Genomic DNA, 22412 nt, shown 5'->3' with positions numbered 1-22412 from the left:
GAGGTTATAGGCCTTCCGCGCGCAGCCAGCGCCACAGCGTGGTGCGTGACACACCCAGCGCCTGGGCCATGCCTTCACGGTCATTGCGATGTTCCTGCAGCAGCGTTTCCAGCTGCACACGCGGCGGGCGCTTGCCGCTGCTTTCCACGGGCAATGCCGCGGCGCCTTCGTTCACTAGTTCGGGCGCCAGCTGCAGCAGGCGTGCCGCATCGATCAGCCCTTCGCCCGACTGCCAGTGGATGCGCAGGCGATCGACCAGATTGCGAAGTTCGCGCACATTGCCGGGCCACCCGGCGGCGACCAGCACGGCCATGGCATCCTCATCCAGTGGCGCATCGATACCGCGCAGCTGGCGGAAGAAGTGCTGTGCCAGCAGCGGGATGTCACTGCGCCGGGCACGCAGCGAGGGCAGGGCGATGCGCAATGCGGCCAGGCGGTAATACAGGTCGCGACGGAAGTTGCCGGCCGCCGCGCGCTGTTCCAGTGATTGCAGGGTGGCGGCGACCACGCGCAGATCGACCGGGGTCGGTTCGGTGGCGCCCACGCGCAGCACTTCGCGCTCTTCCAGTACCCGCAGCAGGCGGGTCTGCAGTGGCAGTGGCAGTTCGCCGATCTCATCCAGGAACAAGGTGCCGCCGTCGGCGGCTTCCACCAGGCCGACACGACCGCCACGACGCGCGCCAGTGAAGGCGCCATCGCTGTAGCCGAACAGTTCCGCTTCCAGCAGCGATTCACTGATCGCGCCGCAGTTCAGCGCAACGAAGCGACCACGGCGGCCACTGGCCGCGTGCAGCTGGCGCGCGACCAGCTCCTTGCCGGTGCCGGTTTCGCCTGTGACCAGTACGGTGCTGTCATGCGGGGCGTAGAGCGCGATCTGCGCGCGCACGTCGGCCATCGCGTCGCTGTCGCCGAGCAGTTCATGCGTATCGGCGCGCGACGCGGGACGTCGCCGCGGGGCAGGGCGGGCTCCGCCGGAACGGGCCAGGGCCTGGGTCAGTTCCAGCGCGTGCTCGAACGCCTGCCGCACCGAGTCGGCCGAGTACAGCAGTACGCCGGGCAGGCCCGCCTGTTCGGCGTGGTCGATGGCCATGCCGGTACCGACGATTACTTCGATGCCGTTGGCGCGCAGATCGCCGATGCAGTCGCGTGCGTCTTCGCGGGTGACGAAGCGCCGGTGCTCGATATCCAGCCCGAAACTCTGCTGGAAACTGCTGAACACCGGCACGTCGCTGGCGTGGGTGACCAGGCCGATGCGAGGTGCGATGCGTCGTGCACGCGCAAGCGCTTCCATCAGGTCGAAGCCGTTGGCCTGGATCGGTACCAGAGGCAGGTCCAGGCGGCCCCGCAGCCACGCCGCGTTTGAGCCACCGGCAATCACCACGTCGCAGTGTTCGCGGCGCAGGCGCTGGCCGATCACGTCCACCGCTTCCTCGAAGCCGAGGTTGATCTGCTCGATGCGGGCGCGGCGGTCGAACTCGGGAATGACGTCGCCGAGCAGTCCGGTCAAGCGCGAAACGCTGACGGTCCAGATCACCGGGCGGCCGGGGTCGGCGTCGGCATGGCGCAGGGGCGAGCGGGGCAGGTACATGGCAACGGCGCCGGGAAATGGTGTTTCATGATACATGCGTTTCAATGTTTCATATGTTTCATCGCTTCAGAGTGGTCATGCCTTTGAAATCAACCGCTTGCAGGTTGGCATGGTGTTTGCGCCTTACCCACCGTCTCCAATCTGGATTGCCGCATGACTGCTTTCACTCCCTTTTCCGCTGGTGCCCGCTTCCACGAGGCGCTGGCTGCCGAGTCGCCGCTGCAGGTGATCGGTGCGATCAACGCCAACCACGCGCTGCTGGCCAAGCGCGCCGGCTTCCGTGCCATCTACCTGTCCGGCGGCGGTGTGGCGGCCGGTTCGCTGGGCCTGCCGGACCTGGGCATCAACACCCTGGAAGACGTGCTGGTGGACGTGCGCCGCATCACCGACGTGTGCGACCTGCCGCTGATGGTCGACATCGACACCGGCTTCGGCCCGAGTGCGTTCAACATCGCCCGCACCGTGAAGTCGCTGATCAAGGCCGGCGCCGCGGCCTGCCATATCGAAGACCAGGTCGGCGCCAAGCGCTGCGGCCATCGCCCGGGCAAGGAGATCGTGTCGCAGGGTGAAATGGTCGACCGCGTGAAGGCTGCCGCCGATGCCAAGACCGATCCGGACTTCTTCCTGATCGCCCGTACCGATGCCATCCAGGTGGACGGCGTTGACAAGGCCATCGAGCGCGCCATTGCCTGCGTCGAAGCCGGCGCCGACGGCATCTTCGCCGAGGCCGCCTATGACCTGGATACCTACCGTCGCTTCGTCGATGCGGTGAAGGTGCCGGTGCTGGCCAACATCACTGAGTTCGGCGCCACCCCGCTGTTCAGCCGCGACGAGCTGGCCTCGGCCGGTGTGGCCATCCAGCTGTTCCCGCTGTCGGCCTTCCGCGCGGCCAACAAGGCCGCCGAGAACGTCTACCAGACGGTGCGCCGTGAAGGCCACCAGCGCGCACTGATCGACAGCATGCAGACCCGCGAAGAGCTGTATGACCGTATCGGTTACCACGCCTTCGAGCAGCAGCTCGATGCGCTGTTCGCCGCCAAGAAATAAGCAGTACCCTGCACCATCAAGTTTCGGAGGGAAACATGAACGATACGACCGCAACCCCGACCTTCAAGCCGAAGAAGTCCGTCGCCCTGTCCGGCACCGCTGCCGGCAACACCGCGCTGTGCAGCGTGGGCCGCAGTGGCAACGATCTGCACTACCGTGGCTACGACATCCTGGACCTGGCCAACACCAGCGAGTTCGAGGAAATCGCCTATCTGCTGGTGCACGGCAAGCTGCCGACCCGCGCCGAGCTGGTTTCGTACAAGGCCAAGCTGAAGTCGCTGCGTGGCATTCCGGCCGCGGTGAAGGCGGCGCTGGAAGAACTGCCGCCGTCGGCGCACCCGATGGACGTGATGCGCACTGGCGTGTCCGTACTCGGCTGCGTGTCGCCGGAAAAGGACGACCACAACCATCCGGGCGCGCGCGACATCGCCGACAAGCTGATGGCCTGCCTCGGCTCGATGCTGCTGTACTGGTACCACTGGAGCCACAACGGCCGCGCCATCGACGTGGAAACCGACGATGACTCCATCGGTGGTCACTTCCTGCACCTGCTGCATGGCGAGAAGCCGCAGGATTCGTGGGTGAAGGCGATGCACACCTCGCTGATCCTGTACGCCGAGCACGAGTTCAATGCCTCCACCTTCGCCTGCCGCGTCATCGCCGGCACCGGCAGCGACATGTACAGCGCGATCTGCGGTGGCATCGGTGCGCTGCGCGGTCCCAAGCATGGCGGTGCCAATGAAGTGGCCTTCGAAGTGCAGAAGCGCTACGACAATCCCGACGAGGCCGAGGAAGACATCAAGGCCCGCGTGGAGCGCAAGGAAGTGGTGATTGGTTTCGGCCACCCGGTCTACACCGTGTCCGATCCGCGCAACAAGGTGATCAAGGACGTGGCCCGCGAGCTGTCCGAAGAGCAGTCCAGCCTGAAGATGTACGACATTGCCGAGCGCCTGGAAACGGTCATGTGGGACATCAAGAAGATGTTCCCGAACCTGGACTGGTTCAGCGCCGTCAGCTATCACATGATGGGCGTGCCGACCGCGATGTTCACCCCCCTGTTCGTGATCGCCCGCACCGCCGGCTGGAGCGCGCACATCGTCGAACAGCGCATCGACGGCAAGATCATCCGCCCGAGCGCCAACTACATCGGCCCGGAAGATCGCGACTTCGTCGCCATCGACAAGCGCGCCTGATCACACCGCTGCACCCGCTGCATGCATCCGGCCGGCCTCGTGCCGGCCGGATGCCTTCACCGCCGTACCGCCGGCACCCGGCCCGCCACGAGCATTCCGCCAGCCCATGAATACCGATTACCGCAAGACCCTCCCCGGCACTTCGCTGGACTATTTCGACGCGCGTGCCGCTGTCGATGCGATTCAGCCGGGCGCCTATGCCACCCTGCCGTACGTGTCGCGCGTGCTGGCCGAAAACCTGGTACGTCGTTGCGATCCGGCCACGCTGACCGATTCGCTGAAGCAGCTGATCGGGCGTCGTCGTGATCTGGATTTCCCGTGGTTCCCCGCACGCGTGGTGTGCCATGACATTCTTGGCCAGACCGCACTGGTCGACCTGGCCGGCCTGCGCGACGCGATCGCCGACAAGGGCGGCGACCCGGCCAAGGTCAACCCGGTGGTGCCGGTGCAGCTGATCGTCGATCACTCGCTGGCGGTGGAATGCGGGGGTTACGATCCGCAGGCGTTCGAGAAGAACCGCGCGATCGAGGATCGCCGCAATGAGGACCGCTTCCACTTCATCGACTGGACCAAGCTGGCCTTCGAGAACGTGGACGTGATTCCGCCGGGCAACGGCATCATGCACCAGATCAACCTGGAGAAGATGTCGCCGGTGATCTACGTGCAGAACGGGGTCGCCTTCCCCGATACCTGCGTGGGTACCGACAGCCACACCCCGCATGTGGATGCGCTGGGCGTGATCGCGATTGGTGTTGGCGGCCTGGAAGCAGAGAACGTGATGCTGGGCCGCGCGTCCTGGATGCGCCTGCCGGACATCATCGGCGTCGAACTGACCGGCAAGCCGCAACCGGATATCACCGCCACCGACGTGGTGCTGGCACTGACCGAGTTCCTGCGCAAGGAACGCGTGGTGGGCGCCTGGCTTGAATTCTTCGGCGAGGGTGCCGCGGCACTGACCATCGGTGACCGCGCCACCATTTCCAACATGTGCCCCGAATATGGCGCAACCGCGGCGATGTTCTACATCGATGCGCAGACCATCGACTACCTGCGCCTGACCGGGCGCGAGGAATCGCAGGTGGCGCTGGTGGAAAACTACGCACGCGGCACCGGCCTGTGGGGCGATGATCTGGCCACCGCGCAGTACGAGCGCGTGCTGCGCTTCGATCTGTCCACCGTGGTGCGCAACATGGCCGGCCCGAGCAATCCGCACCGTCGCCTGCCGGTGGCCGAGCTGGCCGAGCGCGGCATCGCCGACGCCGCCAAGCTGGAGGCGGGCCGGGCCGAGCAGGCGCAGGGTCTGATGCCGGATGGCGCGGTGATCATCGCCGCCATTACCAGCTGCACCAACACCTCCAACCCGCGCAACGTGATCGCCGCCGCACTGCTGGCGCGCAAGGCCAACGAGCGTGGCCTGCTGCGCAAGCCCTGGGTGAAGTCCTCGCTGGCGCCAGGCTCCAAGGCGGTGCAGTTGTACCTGGAAGAATCCGGCCTGCTGCCGGACCTGGAGAAGCTGGGCTTCGGCATCGTCGCCTTCGCCTGCACCACCTGCAACGGCATGAGCGGTGCGCTCGATCCGGCCATCCAGCAGGAGATCATCGACCGCGACCTGTATTCCACCGCCGTGCTGTCGGGCAACCGCAACTTCGATGGCCGCATCCACCCGTACGCCAAGCAGGCCTTCCTGGCCTCGCCGCCGCTGGTGATCGCCTACGCCATCGCCGGCACCATGCGTTTCGATATCGAGAAGGACGTGCTGGGTGTGGATGGCGACGGCAACGAGGTGCGCCTGAAGGACATCTGGCCGAGCGATGCCGAGATCGACGCCGTGGTGAAGGCGGCAGTGAAGCCGGAGCAGTTCCGCAGCGTCTACAACCCGATGTTCAACGTGCGCGTGGAGCACGGTGCGGCGGTCAGCCCGCTGTACGACTGGCGCCCGCAGAGCACCTACATCCGCCGCCCGCCGTACTGGGAAGGCGCCCTGGCCGGTGAGCGCGCGCTGTCTGGCATGCGCGCATTGGCGGTGCTGCCGGACAACATCACCACCGACCACCTGTCGCCGTCCAACGCGATCCTGGCCTCCAGCGCTGCCGGCGAATACCTGGCGAAGATGGGCCTGCCGGAAGAGGACTTCAATTCCTACGCGACCCACCGCGGCGACCACCTGACCGCGCAACGCGCCACGTTCGCCAATCCCAAGCTGTTCAACGAGATGGTGCGCAACGAGGATGGCAGCGTGAAGCAGGGCTCGCTGGCGCGCGTGGAGCCGGAAGGCAAGGTGATGCGCATGTGGGAAGCGATCGAGACCTACATGGAGCGCAAGCAGCCGCTGATCATCATTGCCGGCGCCGACTACGGCCAGGGTTCTTCGCGCGACTGGGCCGCCAAGGGCGTGCGCCTGGCCGGCGTGGAGGCGATCGTGGCCGAGGGCTTCGAGCGGATTCACCGCACCAACCTGATCGGCATGGGCGTGCTGCCGCTGGAGTTCAAGCCGGGCACCACCCGCCTGAGCCTGGGCATCGACGGCACCGAGACATTTGACGTGACGGGTGAGCGCACGCCGCGCGCCGAGCTGACCCTGGTCATCCATCGCCGCGACGGCCAGCAGGTGATCGTGCCGGTCACCTGCCGCCTGGACAGTGACGAGGAAGTGGCGATCTACGAGGCAGGCGGCGTGCTGCAGCGTTTCGCCCAGGACTTCCTGGAAGGGGCCAAGGTGGCGTAAGAAGCCTGACGGCCCGGCAACGGGCCGTCTTTATCTGCAAGGAACACATCCATGACCTTCCTCCCGCAACTCCGTATTCCCGCCACCTACATGCGTGGCGGCACCAGCAAGGGCGTGTTCTTCCGCCTGCAGGACCTGCCCGACGCCGCGCAGGTGCCAGGCACCGCGCGCGATGCGCTGTTGATGCGCGTGATCGGCTCGCCCGATCCGTATGGCAAGCAGACCGACGGCATGGGTGGCGCCACCTCCAGCACCAGCAAGTGCGTGATCATCTCCACCGCCTCGGTGCCGGACCACGACGTGGACTACCTGTACGGGCAGGTCTCGATCGATACCGCCTTCGTCGACTGGAGCGGCAACTGCGGCAACCTCAGTACCGCGGTCGGCCCGTTCGCCATCGCCAATGGCCTGATCGATCCGGCCCGCGTGCCGCGCGATGGCCTGTGCACCGTGCGTATCTGGCAGGCCAACATCGGCAAGACCATCATTGCCCATGTGCCGATGCGCGACGGGCAGGTGCAGGAGATCGGCGATTTCGAGCTGGATGGCGTGACCTTCCCGGCCGCCGAGATCCAGCTTGAATTCATTGATCCGTCCGACGACGGCGATGCCGGCGCGATGTTCCCGACCGGCAACCTGGTGGACACGCTGGACGTACCGGGCGTAGGCAGTTTCGAGGTGACGATGATCACCGCCGGCATCCCGACCATCTTCCTCAACGCCGCCGACCTGGGCTACACCGGCACCGAGCTGCAGCCGGCGATCAACGAGGACAAGGCGGCGCTGGAGCGCTTTGAGAAAATCCGTGCCTACGGTGCAGTGCGCATGGGCCTGATCTCGAAGCTGGAAGACGCGGCCACCCGCCAGCACACGCCGAAGGTGGCCTTCGTGGCGCCGGCACAGGACTACGTGTCGTCCAGCGGCAAGTCGATTTCTGCGGCGGACATCGACCTGCACGCGCGCGCGCTGTCGATGGGCAAGCTGCACCACGCGATGATGGGTACCGCTGCGGTGGCCATCGGCACTGCAGCAGCAATTCCCGGAACGCTGGTAAACCGTGCAGCAGGCGGCGGCGAGCGCGAAGCGGTGACCTTCGGCCATCCGTCCGGCACGTTGCGCGTGGGTGCGCAGGCGGCACGCGTTGACGGGCAGTGGACAGTAAGCAAGGCCATCATGAGCCGCAGCGCCCGTGTGCTGATGGAAGGCAAGGTGCGGGTGCCGGCCGAGTAACCAGCCGATCGGCGCTCGCATCACACGCTTAGGTAGATGCCAACCTTGGTTGGCATGGCATTGGCACCGCCCGGGCAATGTCCGGCGCCAACCAAGGTTAGCGACTACCGGGATGCGCGGCCTGACCTGCTTTTCTGAAGAGGAGATCGACGATGTCCGACAACCCCACCCCATCCAACGAGCGTGCAGCGTGGGATGCGCTGCTGGTGGACATCGTCGATTACGTGCGCGATGCGCGCATCGACTCCGCACCGGCATTCCAGACCGCGCACCACTGCCTGCTCGACACGCTGGGCTGCGGGCTGGAGGCACTGTCCTTCCCGGCCTGCAGCAAGCTGCTCGGTCCCCTGGTGCCGGGCATCAGCGTGGTCAACGGTGCGCATGTGCCAGGTACGCACTATGTGCTGGACCCGGTGCAGGCCGCGTTCAATATCGGCGCGATGGTGCGCTGGCTGGATTTCAACGACACCTGGCTGGCTGCCGAGTGGGGCCATCCGTCGGACAATCTCGGTGGCATCCTGGCGGTCTGCGATTGGCTGGGACGCAACGCGCAGGCCCTGCGCCGCCCGCCGCCGACCGTGCACGACGTGCTGCTGGCGATGATCAAGGCGCATGAGATCCAGGGCGTGCTGGCACTGCAGAATTCCTTCAACCGGGTCGGGCTGGACCATGTGGTGCTGGTAAAGGTGGCGACCACCGCCGTGGTCGCGCAGCTGCTCGGGCTGGACCGCGAACGCATGCTCAACGCGCTGTCGCTGGCCTGGGTCGATGGCCAGGCCCTGCGCACCTACCGGCATGCGCCCAACACCGGCTCCCGCAAAAGCTGGGCTGCCGGTGATGCCACCAGCCGGGGCGTGCGCCTGGCGTTGATCGCGGCAACCGGCGAAATGGGATACCCCAGCGTGCTCAGTGCACCCACCTGGGGGTTCGAGGCCGTTTCGATGCATGGCCGGGCGCTGACCCTGGGGCGTCCGTTGGGCAGCTACGTGATGGAAAACGTACTGTTCAAGATCAGCTATCCGGCCGAGTTCCACGGCCAGACCGCGGTGGAGGCGGCCATCACGCTGCACCAGCAGCTGCGCGTGGCCGGGCGGCGCGTCGAGGACATCGAACACATCGCCATCCGCACGCAGGACGCCTGCATCCGCATCATCGACAAGCAGGGCCCGCTGCATAACCCGGCCGACCGCGACCACTGCGTGCAGTACATGATCGCCATCGCGCTGCTGCATGGGCGGTTGGTGGCCGAGGACTACGAGGACGATGTCGCCGCCGATCCACGCATCGACGCATTGCGCGCAAAGATGGCCTGTCACGAGGATCCGCAGCTCAGCGCCGACTACCTGGACCCGGCCAAGCGCAGCATCGCCAACGGCCTGCGTGTGCGTTTCAGCGATGGCAGTGAGCTGCCTGAGGTGCTGGTGGAGTATCCGCTTGGCCACGCCCGCCGCCGCGAGGAAGGGATTCCCTTGCTGATGGACAAGTTCCGCCGGCACCTGGCCCACCGTTTCCCGACCGCCCAGCAGCAGCGCATCCTGGCCGCATCGCTGGACCCGGTGGCGCTGGCGTCGATGGCGGTGACCGACTACGTGGACCTGTACCTGCCGGGGTAGGGGCGCTTCGCCGGCTCTGGCGCTGCGCGTGCTTGACGGGCACGTGCCTCGACCCGCTTTGGTAGGTGCGAACCTTGGTTGGCATGGCCGACGCCAACCAGGGGTGGCATCTACCGGGATGCTTTGGTCCACGCTGCAGTCTGCAGAGGTTCCTCAGAGATAGTGTAATCCCGCGATAGCGATAGGCTCAGCCGGATCAGATCACATATGTGGAAAGGCATCCGTAGTCCGTTCGCACCGAGATGGCATTGTCTCCCGTCCATGCAATATGCGCGGTACGCACCACATGATCGACGGGAAAGCGTCGAATTTCCCTCATGTCTGCAAAGTCATAAAGTGCAATATGACCGCGGTGCATGACGGCCAATCGCTTGCTGTCGCAGTCCAGTGCAAAGTCAGTTCGTGTCATATCAGTGAACTCCGGCCACCCGGGGCGGGATTCGCCTGTTGCCGCCTCCAGGCACAGCAGGCGCCACCGTCCATACTGTTCCAAGGCCAACAACCAGCGTCCATCCGCGCTCCACTCCATCTTGACGATCATTTCAAAATCAGCCTGATGTCGGCGCACGGTCTTGGCCTGGGCGACATCGATGTACTCGATCTCACCCGGATTGGCACAGCAGGCAAGCATCGTGGCATCCGCTGAGAGCGTGCCCATCATCTGCTCGGAATGCCCGCCAACCATCGCAGGGGAGCGCACCAGCTGCATGATGTGCCTTCCATCGTCGAGTCTCATTACCGTTACCTGCTCACCGTCATGCCATGCGGCATGCCCGTTGGACCTTGTCAGGAAGGGCGATGACAGTACGGATGCGTCGCTGATCCGCTGGGGAGGACTGCCATCTGAAGGCCAAAGGTAGATTCCAGAGTCGAATCGAATCAGGAATCCTGTTCGGTCATCCGTAGGTAGTGCCGACCAGGCAAGGTCCGTCTTGCTTGATCGCCAACCATGGATGATCTCAGTGTCTTCACCAATGAGCAGCAACATGTCGGTTGCCGCACCATGCGTGTCTTCGTCCTGGTGCTGATTGGTCGCCAGCTTCCCATTGCAACCCGCAATCATCAGGGCTCCCGTGTACCCCCCGCCAATGTAACGATGCATGCAGGGTTCGCCTGCGGCAGCAGCAGGGTTCACGAGTACGAAGCCCTTTTTCAGCCGCGACCACTCCTGTTTGATGGCCCATTTCAGTGCCTCGTCGGGACTCGGGAAGTCTTTCAACTGTGACTTCAGCTTCCCCGGGATTCCGGAGGTGACTTCGACAGTACCTCGGTCACATCGTGTACCCCAGACCTTACCGGTCGCTGGATCCTGAATCATGCGTACTCGTGTCATTGCAATGTTCACTGCTGTCCAGAAGGCCTGATGCCGATGCTACAGCGGCGACTGAAGGCCGATTGGGAAGTCGCTCACTCGAGGGTTGAACCCGTCACTTTGGGGCGGCTTCGGCCTTCTCTCCGCCAGGACATTGCGCGCCACGATTGGGGGGAGCGCCCGATCCCAAGCCAGACAGGTTGCCTGCATCGGCCTGTGCCTGGCGCAGCGGGGGAGGGCGCTTGGGTAGGTGCCAACCTTGGTTGCCACGGCTATCGCCAACCAAGGTTGGCGGCTACCGATCCCGCCGGGCATGGCCCGGCGCTACCCCGCCGATGCGCTCCTGCCGAATTCGCGTCAACACCTTGACGCGGCCTGCCTATAATGGCCACCTCGATCAAGGAGTGACGACATGAGCGGTCCGGCACGGCGGAAGCGGTGGGGTTGGGCGGCGGCTGTACTGGCAGGAGGCCTGTTGCTGGGTCTGGCCGGCTGCCGCAATGACAGCGGGCAGCTGCCCAAGGCCAGCGGCGAAGCCATCGCCACCAAGGCCGAGCAGGTGAAGGAGTTCACCCTGCTGCGCGCCTACCCGGACCAGAAGAGTGAAGGCCTGTCGCTGGCGCTGGAGTTCTCGCGCCCGCTGGTCGGCACCCAGGATTTCGACAAGCTGGTGCGGTTCGAGGAGAAGGTCGGTAACGATGACAGCAGCTGGACCCTGTCCGACGACGGCCTGACCCTGCGCTATCCCTTCGTCGAGGCCGGCAAGGAATTCAGCCTGGTAGTCTCCCCGGACCTGCTGGCCGCCGATGGCAGCCGGTTGGGCAAGGAACTGAAGCAGAAGGTGTTCAGCGGCGAGCTGAAGCCGGTGGCCGGCTTTGCCTCGCAGGGCAGCGTGCTGCCGGCCAAGGACAGCCGCGGCCTGCCGGTGGTGTCGGTGAACGTGCCCGAGGTCGATGTCGAGTTCCTGCGCGTGCGCGAGAAGGACCTGCCGACCTTCTTCAGCCAGTACCAGCGCGGCGGCCGCCGTGGCAGCTGGGAGCTGAGCAGCGACTACGAGCGCAGCCCGATCAGCAAGCTGGCCGAGCCGGTCTACGTCAACCGCTTCATCCTGGGGGGCAAGCAGAACGAGCGGGTGCTGACCTACCTGCCGACCCAGGACATCAAGGAACTACAGGAGCCCGGGCTGTACTTCGCGCTGCTCAAGCGCACCGGTGACTATGAAGGCGAGTTCGATACCGCGTTCTTCTCGGTCAGCGACATCGGCCTGCATACCCGTGCCTACAAGGACAAGTTGTTCGTCCATACCGCCGCGCTGAAGGACGGTGCCTCGCTGAAGGGCATCGACCTGCGCGTGCTCGATGCCAAGGGCGAGGTGGTGCTGAAGGGCAGCACCGACAGCAACGGCAACGCGCTGTTGAACTACACCCTGGATGCCACCCACGTGCTGGTGGCCAGCAGCGGCAAGGACACCAGCTTCCTGCCATTCAACCAGCCCGCGCTGGACCTGAGCGAGTTCGCGGTGGCCGGGCGTGACAATGCCTGGTTCGACGTCTACGCCTGGTCTGGTCGTGACCTGTACCGCCCCGGCGAGACCGTGCGCCTGTCCGCACTGCTGCGCGACAACGATGGCAAGCCGGTCAAGGCACAACCGGTGTTCCTGCGCCTGAAGCAGCCGGACGGCAAGACCTTCCGCGAAACGCGCCTGCAGCCGGGCGAACAGGGCTACATCAACTTCGAGCAGACCATCCCCGCCGAGGCGCCGACCGGGCGCTGGCAGGTCGAGTTCCGTACCGACCCGGCCAGCAAGGAAGCGATCCAGGGCATCACCCTGCGCATCGAGGAATTCCTGCCCGAGCGCATGAAGCTGGACCTGGACAGCGCGCAGAAGACGCTGAAGCCGGGCGAAGAACTGCGCCTGCAGGCCAACGGTGCCTATCTGTATGGCGCCCCGGCCGATGGCAACCGTTTCACCGCACGCATGGCGGTGGCCGCCGAGCAGAAGCCGGTGGAAGGGATGCCGGGCTATTTCTTCGGCGACCCGACGCTGCAGCTGCCGCGCGAAGCCAAGGATGTGATCGATACCAAGCTGCCGGCCAATGGCCAGCTGCGCGAAGACGTCGCACTGCCGGAAGAGGCGACCAAGGCCAAGGCGCCGATCGCGGTGGTGCTGTCGGGCAGCCTGTATGAAACCGGTGGCCGCACGGTTACCCGCACCCTGAAGCGGGTGGTGTGGCCGGCGGCCGCACTGGTGGGCGTGCGCCCGCTGTTCAACCCCGACGATGGTGCCGATGCCAACGGCAATGCGCGTTTCGAGCTGATGCGCGTGGATGCGGCCGGCAAACCGCAGCCGGCCAAGGGCCTGAAGATCACCCTGGTGCGCGAACTGCGTGATTACCACTGGACCTTCAACGACAACCGTTGGGATTACGATTTCACCCGCCGCTTCGAGAACAAGGAAACCCGCACCGTCGATGCCGGCGCCAGCGCGGTGGCCTTCGATTTCGCCGTGGAATGGGGCGAGTACCGGGTGGACGTGTTCGATCCATCCACCGGCCTGACCAGCCGCTATCCGTTCCGCGCCGGCTGGAGCTGGGGCGATGACAACCGTGGCCTGGATGCGCGCCCGGACAAGATCAAGCTGGGCCTGGACAAGACCGGCTACAAGGCCGGTGACACCCTGGAAGTGACGGTGACCCCGCCACATGCTGGCAAGGGCGTGCTGATGGTCGAGACCGACCGCATGCTGTACGTGCAGGACATCGACGCCAAGCCGGGTGCCACGTTCAAGATTCCGGTCACCGCCGACTGGGAGCGCCACGATGTCTACATCACCGCACTGGTGTTCCGCGGTGGCAGCGCGCCGAGCAAGATCACCCCGGCCCGTGCGGTCGGCGTGGTGCACGTGCCGATGGACCGCAAGGGCCGCACCGTGGCCGTGGGGCTGTCGGCGCCCAAGCAGATGCGGCCGGAGCAGGACCTGCCGGTGACGGTGAGCGCACCGCAGCTGGCCGGCAAGATGGCACACGTCACCGTTTCGGCGGTGGACGTGGGCATCCTCAACATCACCCGCTTCCCGGTGCCCGATGCCGGTGCGCATTTCTTCGCCCAGCGTCGTCTCGGCATCGATGCCTACGACATCTACAGCCGGGTGATCGAGAGCTTCGATGGTGGCAGCGGCAAGCTGAAGTTCGGCGGCGACATGGCACTGCAGGCGCTGCCGCAGGCCAAGCGGCCGACCGCGCGGGTGCAGACCGTGGACCTGTTCTCCGGCCCGGTGCAGCTGGATGCCAAGGGCATCGCCCGCATCCGCCTGAAGGTGCCGGACTTCAACGGCACACTGCGGGTGTCGGCGCTGGTCTACAGCGATGACCAGTACGGCAAGCGCGATGTGGAGACCGTGGTACGTGCGCCGATCCTGGCCGAGGCCAGCATGCCGCGCGTACTGGCGCCGGGCGACCGCAGCACGGTCACCCTGGATGTCCAGAACTTCACCGGCAAGCCGGGCCAGTTCAACGTGCGGGTGGACAGCGAAGGGCCGCTGGCCCTGGGCGAGGGCACGCGCAGCGTGCAGCTCGATGCCGATGCCAAGACCACCTTGAGCTTCCCGTTGTCGGCGCGCGAGGGGCACAGCGTGGCGAAGGTGCGTGTGCGCGTGGACGGCAATGGTTTCAAGGCCGACCGCCGCTACGAGCTGCCGGTGCGTGCGGCCTGGCCGCAGGTGCTGCGATCGCAGGTGCGCACACTCGATCCGTTGGCGGCGGTCAGCCTCGATGGCAGCCTGATGGACGGGCTGATGACCGAGTCGGTCAATGCCCGCCTGCTGGTCAGCCCGCTGCCGCCGATTCCATTCGCCAGCGCGCTGCAGGGTGCGCTGAACTATCCGTATGGCTGTGCCGAGCAGACCACCAGCAAGGGCTACGCCGCACTGATCCTGGATCAGGCGACCTCGTCGATGCTCGGTGCCGATGGCCTGGATGCCAAGACCCGCCGCGAGCGCATGGAAGGCGCGTTCGGGCGACTGGCATCGATGCAGGTGGCCAATGGCAACTTCTCGATGTGGGGCGACGACGGCTATGTGAACCCGTGGCTGACGCCGTACATCGCCGAGTTCCTGCTGGATGCCAAGGACGGTGGCTTTGCGGTGCCGGACAACGTGCTGCAGAAGGCGTTGAACCGCCTGAGCGAAGACCTGCTGTCCGGCGGCAACCAGTTCTACGGGCAGGAAAAGCGCGAGAGCCTGAAGTTCGCCAACCAGGCGTATTCGGGCTACGTGCTGGCGCGGGTCAACCGTGCGCCGCTGGGTACGCTGCGCACGCTGTACGACAACGAGCGCAGCAAGGCCGTCGGTGGCCTGTCGCTGGTCCATCTGGGCGTGGCACTGTCGCTGCAGGGTGACGCCAAGCGTGGCCAGGCTGCGCTGGCGGCCGGCTTTGCCAAGTCCAGCAGTGAACGTCCGTCGTACTTTGGCGACTACGGCAGTGCAGTGCGCGATGACGCGTTGATGATTGCACTGACCCACGAAAACAAGCTGGCCAAACCGGCCTGGGATGCACGCGCAGTCGATCTCGGCCGCGGCCTGGATGCCCGCCGCAACAGTGGCTGGATGTGGCTGAGCACGCAGGAACAGGTCGCCATCGCGCGACTGGGCAAGGCGCTGGCGGCCAACCAGAAGGCGCTGGTGGCCGGTGAACTGGTGATCGGTGGCAACACCGAGAGCGTCGGCGAGCGCAAGCTGTTCGGCCGCAACTTCAGTGCCAGCGAACTGGCCAGCGGCGTGCGGTTCACCCCGCAGGGGCAGCCGCCGATGTTTGCCAGCATTGATGTGGCCGGCATCCCGCGCACTGCGCCGGCACCGGACAACAGCGTGATCGGCGTGGAGCGCAGCTACTTCGGCACCGACGGCAAGCCGTGGTCGCCGCGTCCGCTGAAGGAAGGCGAAGCCCTGATCGTGCGGGTCACGGTCACCTCCGACAGCGAGATGCCCGATGCGCTGCTGACCGACCTGCTGCCGGCCGGCCTGGAGATCGAGAACCTCAACCTGGGCGATGCCAAGCAGTGGGCCGACGTGGTGGTGGACGGGATCACCATCAGCGATCGCAGCGAGGCGGCCGACACCAAGCATGAAGAGTTCCGCGATGACCGCTACGTGGCAGCGCTGAAGCTCTCGCGCGGCAGCAAGGCCAATGTGTTCTATCTGGTGCGCGCGGTCACCCCGGGAACATACTCGGTGCCGCCGCCGCTGGTGGAAGACATGTACCGGCCGCAGCTGCGCGGTGTGGGCCGCAGCAACCCGACGACGCTGACGGTGGTACAGCCGTGATCGTGCGGACGGGCCGCGACGGTGCGGCCCGTCCCACAGGGTGCCGTGGATGAATGCAGGAACACTGAAAACGCGGCTGCCGCGCCTGCGCCAGCCGCTGCAATCACTGTGGCCGTGGCTGCGCTGGGGCACGGCGGCGTTGCTGGTGGTGCTGCTGGTGCTGGATTTCGTCTTCCCGCCGCCGTTGCCGAAGCAGCGCGACACCAGCACGCTGGTGGTGGCCGCCGATGGCAGCCCGCTGCGTGCGTTCGCCGATGCCGAAGGTGTCTGGCGCTACCCGGCATCGGTGGACAGCGTCTCGCCGCTGTATCTGCAGGCATTGCTGACCTACGAGGACCGCTGGTTCTGGCGGCATCCGGGCATCAATCCGCTGGCCATCGCGCGGGCCGGCAGCCAGCTGCTGCGTGGCGGGCGCATTGTGTCCGGCGGTTCGACCCTGACCATGCAGGTGGCGCGCATCCTCGACCCGCATACGCGCACGCCCTGGGGCAAGCTGAAGCAGATGCTGCGCGCGGTGCAGCTGGAAGTGCATCTGTCCAAGCAGCAGATCCTGGCCCTGTACCTGGAGCGCGCGCCTTACGGGGGCACCATCGAGGGCGTGGAAGCGGCCAGCTGGGCGTACTTGGGCAAGCCGGCCGCACAGCTTTCGCACGCCGAAGCCGCATTGCTGGCCGTGCTGCCGCAGGCGCCAAGCCGGCTGCGCCCTGACCGGCATCCCGAAGCCGCACAGAAGGCCCGCGACAAGGTGCTGGCGCGCATGGCCGAGCTGGGTGCGTGGACGCCGGACGAAGTGGAAGACGCGCGCATCGAGAACGTGGTGGCGCGCTCGCTGCGTCCACCGCTGCATGCCGCACTGCTTGCGCAGCGGCTGCATTCGGCGCAACCGGGCAAGGCACGCATCCAGAGCAGCATCGACATCGGACTGCAGCGCACGCTGGAAGAGCGCGTGGCCAGTTACTTCTCGACATTGCCCGAACGCACTTCGGCCGCACTGCTGGTGGTCGACAACCAGACCCTGCAGGCCCGTGCCTACGTTGGCACGCTGTCATTCGGCGACCGCCAACGCCTGGGCCATGTGGACATGGTGCAGGCCTGGCGGTCGCCGGGCTCGACCCTCAAACCCTTCCTGTACGCGATGGCGCTGGACGATGGCCTGATCCATTCCGAGAGCCTGCTGGTGGATGCACCGCAGAGCTTCGGCAATTATCGGCCGGGCAATTTCGATGCGGCGTTCAACGGGCCGATCAGTGCCGCCAGCGCGCTGCGCCTGTCGTTGAACGTGCCGTCGGTGGATCTGTTGCAGCGGGTGGGTGCGGCGCGTTTTGCCGCACGCCTGTCGCACTCGGGCATCCAGCTGCGGTTCCCGCCGGGCAGCTCGCCCAACCTGTCGCTGATCCTGGGGGGCACCGGTGCGCGCCTGGAAGATCTGGTGGGTGCGTTCGCCGCGCTCAATCGCAACGGCATCGCCGGTCGCGTGCGCTACACCGATGACGAACCGATGATCGAACGTCGGCTGGCATCGCCCGGTGCCAGCTGGATCGTGCGCGAGATGCTGGAATCCAATCCGCGGCCCGGCTACGGGGTCGGTACGTTCGATGTCGGCGGGCGGCCGCGCGTGGCTTGGAAGACCGGCACCAGCTACGGCTACCGGGATGCCTGGGCGATCGGCAGCACCCGTCACTACACGGTGGGCGTGTGGGTCGGGCGACCGGACGGCACGCCGTTGCCGGGCCAGTACGGGGCGGTCACCGCGCTGCCGCTGATGTTCGAAGTGGTCGACAGTCTGCCGCGCCAGCGCGGTGATGCGGCCGCCGCGCCGATGCCGGCCAGCGTGACCCAGGCCGATGTCTGCTGGCCCACCGGGGAACGCGCCGAAGGACTGTCGCCGGCGCTGTGCCAGCGCCGGTTGTCGGCGTACCTGCTGGATGGCGCTGCGCCCCCGACCTTCCCCGAGCGCGAGGCGCGCCGCTGGCAGCCGGGCCGGCAGCGCTACATCGCCGATGCACGCACCGGTCTGCGCCTGTCGGCAGATTGCAGCGCGCCGCACGAGGAGGTCGCGCGCGAGATCGCACGCTGGCCGGCGCTGTTGTCGCCCTGGCTGCCGCAGGCCACCCGCGATGCCTCGCAGCTTCCTGCGTTGGCCGCCGATTGCCGCGATGACGGGCGCGAGGCCAGCGTGGCCCTGCATATCGATGGCATCAACCAGGGCGCGACGCTGGCACGTGCACCCAATGCAGAACACGGCGTGCGCCTGCAGTTGCGCGCGCTGGGCAGTGAGCAGGCGGTGGATTGGCTGCTGGACGGGCGCTGGATCGCACAGACCCGGGGGGCACAGCTGATGCAGCGTGAGTTCGCCGACCCGGGCACCCATACGCTGACCGCGCTGGCTGCGGATGGTGCGTGGACGCAGGTACGGTTCAACGTGCTTCGTTGACGCCGGGCGTGGCCCGGCGCTGCCGGTGCACCGGGCCCTGGTGCCAACCTTGGTTGGCACGTGGCAGAACGCCCACCAAGGTGGGCATCTACCAGATCATTCGCCGATCCACCCATCGAGCAGGTCGGCGAACTCGTCGGCGTGCTCTTCTTCCTGCGCGAGGATCTGTTCGAGGATGCGCTTGGTGGTGGTATCGCGGTCGCCGATGAAGTTGATCATCTCGCGGTAGCTGTCGATGGCGATGCGCTCGGCAATCAGGTTCTCGCGCACCATGTCACGCAGATCGCTGCCTTCCTTGTACTCGGCATGCGAGCGTGCCGTGAGCGTGTCGGGGTTGAGGTCCGGCGCGCCACCGAGCTGCACGATGCGCTCGGCCAGCATGCCGGCGTGCGCCTGTTCCTGCTGCGCGTGTTCGAGGAACTCGGCCTTCACTGCATCGGCGAGCATTCCCTTGGCCATGAAGTAGTGCCGGTAATAGCGCAGCACGCACACATACTCGGTGGCGAGCGCATCGTTCAGCAGCTTGATCACCACCTTGCGGTCGGCACTGTAGCTGTCGGTGATCGCGCCGTCTTCGATGTTGCGGCGTGCATTCTCACGCAGCGTACTGCGATCGCTGATGCCGGGCACGCTGGAGCGGGCGGTGGGGGCGTTGCTGCGTTTGGCTGGCTTGCTGGACATGGCTGGCCGGTTCCTCTGCTGTGGGGGTTTCAGGTGGGCAGGTGTTCCAGCACGTAATCGGCTGAAGACACCTCGAACTGACCGGGTTCCTCGATCCATGCCGCACGTACAACGCCATCCACCACATACAGGGCGAAACGGCGCGAGCGGATGCCCATCCCCGATGCGCTGGCGTCCAGCTCCAGGCCAAGTGCGCGGGTCAGTTCGGCATTGCCGTCGGACAGCATCATCAGTCCCTCGGGTACCTGCTGGTCGCTGGCCCAGGCCTTCATCACGAACGGATCGTTGACCGCCATGCAGTAGACGTCGATGCCGCGCTTGCGGAATGCATCGAATTTCTCGACGAAGCCGGGCAGGTGACGCGCCGAGCAGGTAGGGGTAAAGGCACCGGGCACGGCGAACAGCACCACCTTGCGTGCATCGAACAGGGCGTGGGTATCCAGCGTTTCAATGCCCTCGCGGATGCGCTTGAGGGTCACTTCCGGAATGCGGTCGCCGACATGGATGGTCATGGGAACTCCTTGCTGGGGCAGGCTAGTGGGCCGGATGGGACGGAGGCGTCAAGACATTGGAAACGTCGCGTGCAGGCCCCATCTTCGGGGTCCGACGCAGCGACTTCCAGTCACAGGGTGGGGCAGCGCGATGGCAGGCGCATTGCGCTGGATCAGTTGACCTCACCCGTGCCGCACAGGGGGCGGGGTAGCATCGCCGGCGCGTAGAATGAACCCGGGGCCACGCCACCGGCGCGGCCGAAGCGAATCGAGGTAGCTGGATGGAATTCAAGGATTATTACGCCACCCTGGGGGTGGAACCGAGCGCGGGCGAGGCGGAAATCAAGACCGCCTACCGTCGGCTGGCACGCAAGTACCACCCGGACGTCAGCAAGGAAGCCGGGGCGGAGGACAAGTTCAAGGCGATCAACGAGGCCTACGAGGCGCTGCGTGATCCGGAAAAGCGCGCCGCCTATGACCAGCTGCGCGCGCAGGGCTACCGCCCGGGCGAAGAATTCAACGTACCGCCGAACTACGGCGGCGGCGGGTTCAATTTCGAGGAAGTGTTCGGCGGCGGTGGCGCCAATGGCGGCTTCAGCGACTTCTTCGAAAGCCTGTTCGCACGCCAGCGCGGTGGCCAGGGGGCGGGCCCCGGGCCCGGTTTCAGCAGCCAGGGCCATGCGCCCAACCGCGATACGCGGGCCAAGCTGTCGGTACCGCTGGAAGCGGCCTACAACGGTGACAGCCTGCGCATCACCGTCAACGGCAAGCAGCTGGATGTCCGCGTGCCCAAGGGGATCCGTCCCGGGCAGGTGATCCGCCTGGCCGGGCAGGGCAACCATGGCGGCAATCTGCTGTTGGAAGTGGAATACGCCGCCCACCCGCAGTTCGAGGTCGACGGCCGCAACATCCTGCACACGCTGCCGGTCACTCCGTGGCAGGCCGCGCTGGGCACCAGCATCAGCGTGCCGACCCTGGGCGGGGCGGTGGAGCTGAAGATTCCGGCCGGTTCCGATGCGGGCCGCAAACTGCGCCTGCGTGGGCGTGGCCTGCCGGGCAGCCCCGAGGGTGATCAGATCGTGGAGCTGGAGATCGTTGCCCCGGCTGCGACCGACGAGGCGCAGAAGAAGGCCTACCGGAACCTTGCAAAGGCTTTTGGCGAGACGATCTGACGGTAGCGCCGGGCCATGCCCGGCGGATTCGAACGCGTGCCAACCAAGGTTGGCACCTGCCGGGGGCGCTGCTTCAGCCCTGCCCGGCGAACACCCGCTCCAGCACCTCGGACAACTCGTCTTCCGAGAACGGCTTGGTGATATAGGCCTTCGCGCCCTGGCGCATGCCCCACATGCGGTCGGTGTCCTGGTCCTTGGTGGTCACCAGGATCACCGGGATATGCCGGGTTGCCTCGTCGCGGGCAAGCGTGCGGGTGGCCTGGAAGCCATTGAGGTTGGGCATCACCACATCCATCAGCACCAGGTCGGGCAGCTCGGCCTTGGCGGTTTCCACGCCGGCCGCGCCATCGGTGGCGGTCAGGATCTGGTGCCCGAGCTTCTCGACGATGCGCTGTATCCCCAACAGCTGCGACGGTGAGTCGTCGACGATCAGAATGCGTGCCATGTTGTTCCCCATGTAATGCCCGAAGTGTAGTGCGGGCATCGTGTCGGCGGGAGGACGGCGGCTGCCGTCCGTCGCCTGCCTGCGACGTTCAGTCGATCCGCACCACGGTGCGGCCCAGGGAGCCACCGGCCAGCATGCGATCAAACACCGCAGGCAGGCCATCCAGGCCGACTTCGGCAGTGCAGATGCGATCCAGGTGCTGTGGTTTCCACTGGTTGCCCAGGCGTGCCCAGACCTCTTCGCGCAGCGCGCGTGGTGCATTGGCCGAGGACACGCCCAGCAGCGAAACGCCGCGCAGGATGAACGGCATTACGGTCATATCAAGTGTCGGGCTGGCCGCCAGCCCGGCGCTGACCACGCTGCCATAGGGCACGGTCTGTGCCAGCAGGCTTGCCAGCATCGGCCCGCCGGCGTTGTCCAGGCCACCACCGAAGCACGCCGACTGCAGCGGCCCGGTATCGGCCAGTGCCTCGCGCGGCAGCACCTCGGCAGCGCCGATGTCGCGCAGGAAGCTGGCCTGCTCGGGCTTGCCGCTGATCGCGTGTACGGCATAGCCGGCACGGCTGAAGATATCCACGGCCAGCGCGCCAACCCCGCCGCTGGCGCCGGTGACCGCCAACGGCCCCTGCTCGGGCGTCTGCCGGTTGTCCTGCAGGCGCAGCAGCGCCAGTGCCGCGGTGAAGCCGGCAGTGCCCAGCACCATCGCGTCGCGCGGGCTCAAGCCGGCCGGCTGGGCGATGACCGCGCTCGATTCCAGCCGCGCGTACTGGCTGTAGCCGCCATCGCGGGTTTCACTCAGGCCGCAGCCGGTGGCCAGCACCGCATCGCCCTCGCGCCAGGCCGGATCGGTGGAAGCCACCACGGTGCCTGCCACGTCGATTCCCCCCACCAGCGGAAAGCGGCGCAGGATCCGGCCCTTGCCGGTGCCTGCCAGGGCGTCCTTGTAGTTGACCGAGGACCAGTGGGCGCGGATCAGGACCTGGCCGGGATTGAGGTCGTCCAGGCCCAGCTGGACCAGGCCGCTGCGATAGCCGGCGTCGTCTTTTTCAATGCGGAAGGCGGTGAACGGGGTGGTGGGGGCCATCGGCGCTGCCTGACTTCGAGGAAAACGCCACCTTACCGGTTCCTGGCCCTTTCAATCCTGCCGGTCCGCCCCATCTT

At 66.3% G+C, this 22412-nt stretch carries 14 protein-coding genes; 8 read left to right on the top strand and 6 right to left on the bottom strand.

Annotation, left to right across the window (positions count from 1 at the left end; all coding sequences use genetic code 11):
* Positions 1-4: 4 nt before the first annotated feature.
* Complete coding sequence (gene prpR, locus ACVOLJ_RS08305; protein ID WP_481563901.1) at positions 5-1588, bottom strand: propionate catabolism operon regulatory protein PrpR; 1584 nt, start codon at positions 1586-1588, stop codon at positions 5-7.
* 153 nt (positions 1589-1741) lie between these two features.
* On the opposite strand from prpR, the gene prpB reads away from it, so the two are divergent.
* The 5 genes from prpB (at position 1742) to ACVOLJ_RS08280 (ending at position 9396) form a co-directional block, all read left to right on the top strand.
* On the top strand, positions 1742-2635 hold the full coding sequence (gene prpB / locus ACVOLJ_RS08300) for a methylisocitrate lyase (RefSeq protein ID WP_481563900.1): 894 nt from the start codon (positions 1742-1744) through the stop codon (positions 2633-2635).
* A 35-nt stretch (positions 2636-2670) separates the two neighbouring features.
* Positions 2671-3828 (top strand): bifunctional 2-methylcitrate synthase/citrate synthase, encoded by a 1158-nt coding sequence (gene prpC / locus ACVOLJ_RS08295; protein ID WP_475279984.1) that lies wholly within the window; start codon positions 2671-2673, stop codon positions 3826-3828.
* A gap of 106 nt (positions 3829-3934) precedes the next feature.
* Positions 3935-6553: a Fe/S-dependent 2-methylisocitrate dehydratase AcnD gene (gene acnD, locus ACVOLJ_RS08290; RefSeq protein WP_481563899.1), complete on the top strand. Its 2619-nt coding sequence runs from the start codon at positions 3935-3937 to the stop codon at positions 6551-6553.
* Positions 6554-6604: 51 nt separating this feature from the next.
* Positions 6605-7783, top strand: coding sequence for a 2-methylaconitate cis-trans isomerase PrpF (gene prpF / locus ACVOLJ_RS08285; RefSeq protein ID WP_481563898.1), 1179 nt, complete (start codon positions 6605-6607; stop codon positions 7781-7783).
* Between the two features lie 152 nt (positions 7784-7935).
* Positions 7936-9396 (top strand): bifunctional 2-methylcitrate dehydratase/aconitate hydratase, encoded by a 1461-nt coding sequence (locus ACVOLJ_RS08280; protein WP_475279981.1) that lies wholly within the window; start codon positions 7936-7938, stop codon positions 9394-9396.
* Between the two features lie 196 nt (positions 9397-9592).
* Here ACVOLJ_RS08280 and ACVOLJ_RS08275 read toward each other — a convergent pair whose 3' ends face one another.
* Complete coding sequence (locus ACVOLJ_RS08275; RefSeq protein WP_481563897.1) at positions 9593-10615, bottom strand: WD40 repeat domain-containing protein; 1023 nt, start codon at positions 10613-10615, stop codon at positions 9593-9595.
* Between the two features lie 505 nt (positions 10616-11120).
* Between ACVOLJ_RS08275 and ACVOLJ_RS08270 the strand changes: the two genes are divergently transcribed.
* Positions 11121-16028: an alpha-2-macroglobulin family protein gene (locus ACVOLJ_RS08270; RefSeq protein ID WP_481563896.1), complete on the top strand. Its 4908-nt coding sequence runs from the start codon at positions 11121-11123 to the stop codon at positions 16026-16028.
* 49 nt (positions 16029-16077) lie between these two features.
* On the top strand, positions 16078-18462 hold the full coding sequence (gene pbpC, locus ACVOLJ_RS08265; RefSeq protein WP_481563895.1) for a penicillin-binding protein 1C: 2385 nt from the start codon (positions 16078-16080) through the stop codon (positions 18460-18462).
* Positions 18463-18558: 96 nt separating this feature from the next.
* Here the strand turns inward: pbpC and ACVOLJ_RS08260 are convergent, their stop codons facing one another.
* Together ACVOLJ_RS08260 and ACVOLJ_RS08255 are read right to left on the bottom strand one after the other, a co-directional pair.
* Complete coding sequence (locus ACVOLJ_RS08260) at positions 18559-19143, bottom strand: ferritin-like domain-containing protein (RefSeq protein WP_475279978.1); 585 nt, start codon at positions 19141-19143, stop codon at positions 18559-18561.
* Positions 19144-19172: 29 nt separating this feature from the next.
* A complete protein-coding gene (locus ACVOLJ_RS08255) occupies positions 19173-19655 on the bottom strand; it encodes a redoxin family protein (RefSeq protein ID WP_481563894.1) in 483 nt (160 codons plus the stop codon).
* Between the two features lie 260 nt (positions 19656-19915).
* On the opposite strand from ACVOLJ_RS08255, the gene ACVOLJ_RS08250 reads away from it, so the two are divergent.
* Entirely contained in the window at positions 19916-20806 is an 891-nt protein-coding gene (locus tag ACVOLJ_RS08250) for a DnaJ C-terminal domain-containing protein (protein ID WP_475279976.1), read from the top strand.
* Positions 20807-20879: 73 nt separating this feature from the next.
* Here the strand turns inward: ACVOLJ_RS08250 and pilH are convergent, their stop codons facing one another.
* Both pilH and ACVOLJ_RS08240 read right to left on the bottom strand, forming a co-directional pair.
* Positions 20880-21251, bottom strand: a complete 372-nt coding sequence (gene pilH, locus ACVOLJ_RS08245; protein WP_005410644.1) for a twitching motility response regulator PilH — start codon at positions 21249-21251, stop codon at positions 20880-20882.
* An 88-nt stretch (positions 21252-21339) separates the two neighbouring features.
* Positions 21340-22335 carry a YhdH/YhfP family quinone oxidoreductase gene (locus ACVOLJ_RS08240; RefSeq protein WP_481563893.1) on the bottom strand — a complete coding sequence of 332 codons (996 nt, stop codon included), beginning with the start codon at positions 22333-22335 and terminating at the stop codon, positions 21340-21342.
* Positions 22336-22412 lie beyond the last annotated feature (77 nt).

It is taken from the genome of Stenotrophomonas sp. STEN046 (assembly GCF_056759755.1).
This window is presented reverse-complemented; position numbering and strand designations above follow the sequence as displayed.

What these genes read in the sequence shown, in the direction of transcription:
- prpR (WP_481563901.1), bottom strand. Translation starts at nt 1,588, where the DNA reads ATGTACCTGCCCCGCTCGCCCCTGCGCCATGCCGACGCCGACCCCGGC.
- prpB (WP_481563900.1), top strand. Translation starts at nt 1,742, where the DNA reads ATGACTGCTTTCACTCCCTTTTCCGCTGGTGCCCGCTTCCACGAGGCG.
- prpC (WP_475279984.1), top strand. Translation starts at nt 2,671, where the DNA reads ATGAACGATACGACCGCAACCCCGACCTTCAAGCCGAAGAAGTCCGTC.
- acnD (WP_481563899.1), top strand. Translation starts at nt 3,935, where the DNA reads ATGAATACCGATTACCGCAAGACCCTCCCCGGCACTTCGCTGGACTAT.
- prpF (WP_481563898.1), top strand. Translation starts at nt 6,605, where the DNA reads ATGACCTTCCTCCCGCAACTCCGTATTCCCGCCACCTACATGCGTGGC.
- ACVOLJ_RS08280 (WP_475279981.1), top strand. Translation starts at nt 7,936, where the DNA reads ATGTCCGACAACCCCACCCCATCCAACGAGCGTGCAGCGTGGGATGCG.
- ACVOLJ_RS08270 (WP_481563896.1), top strand. Translation starts at nt 11,121, where the DNA reads ATGAGCGGTCCGGCACGGCGGAAGCGGTGGGGTTGGGCGGCGGCTGTA.
- pbpC (WP_481563895.1), top strand. Translation starts at nt 16,078, where the DNA reads ATGAATGCAGGAACACTGAAAACGCGGCTGCCGCGCCTGCGCCAGCCG.
- ACVOLJ_RS08260 (WP_475279978.1), bottom strand. Translation starts at nt 19,143, where the DNA reads ATGTCCAGCAAGCCAGCCAAACGCAGCAACGCCCCCACCGCCCGCTCC.
- ACVOLJ_RS08255 (WP_481563894.1), bottom strand. Translation starts at nt 19,655, where the DNA reads ATGACCATCCATGTCGGCGACCGCATTCCGGAAGTGACCCTCAAGCGC.
- ACVOLJ_RS08250 (WP_475279976.1), top strand. Translation starts at nt 19,916, where the DNA reads ATGGAATTCAAGGATTATTACGCCACCCTGGGGGTGGAACCGAGCGCG.
- pilH (WP_005410644.1), bottom strand. Translation starts at nt 21,251, where the DNA reads ATGGCACGCATTCTGATCGTCGACGACTCACCGTCGCAGCTGTTGGGG.
- ACVOLJ_RS08240 (WP_481563893.1), bottom strand. Translation starts at nt 22,335, where the DNA reads ATGGCCCCCACCACCCCGTTCACCGCCTTCCGCATTGAAAAAGACGAC.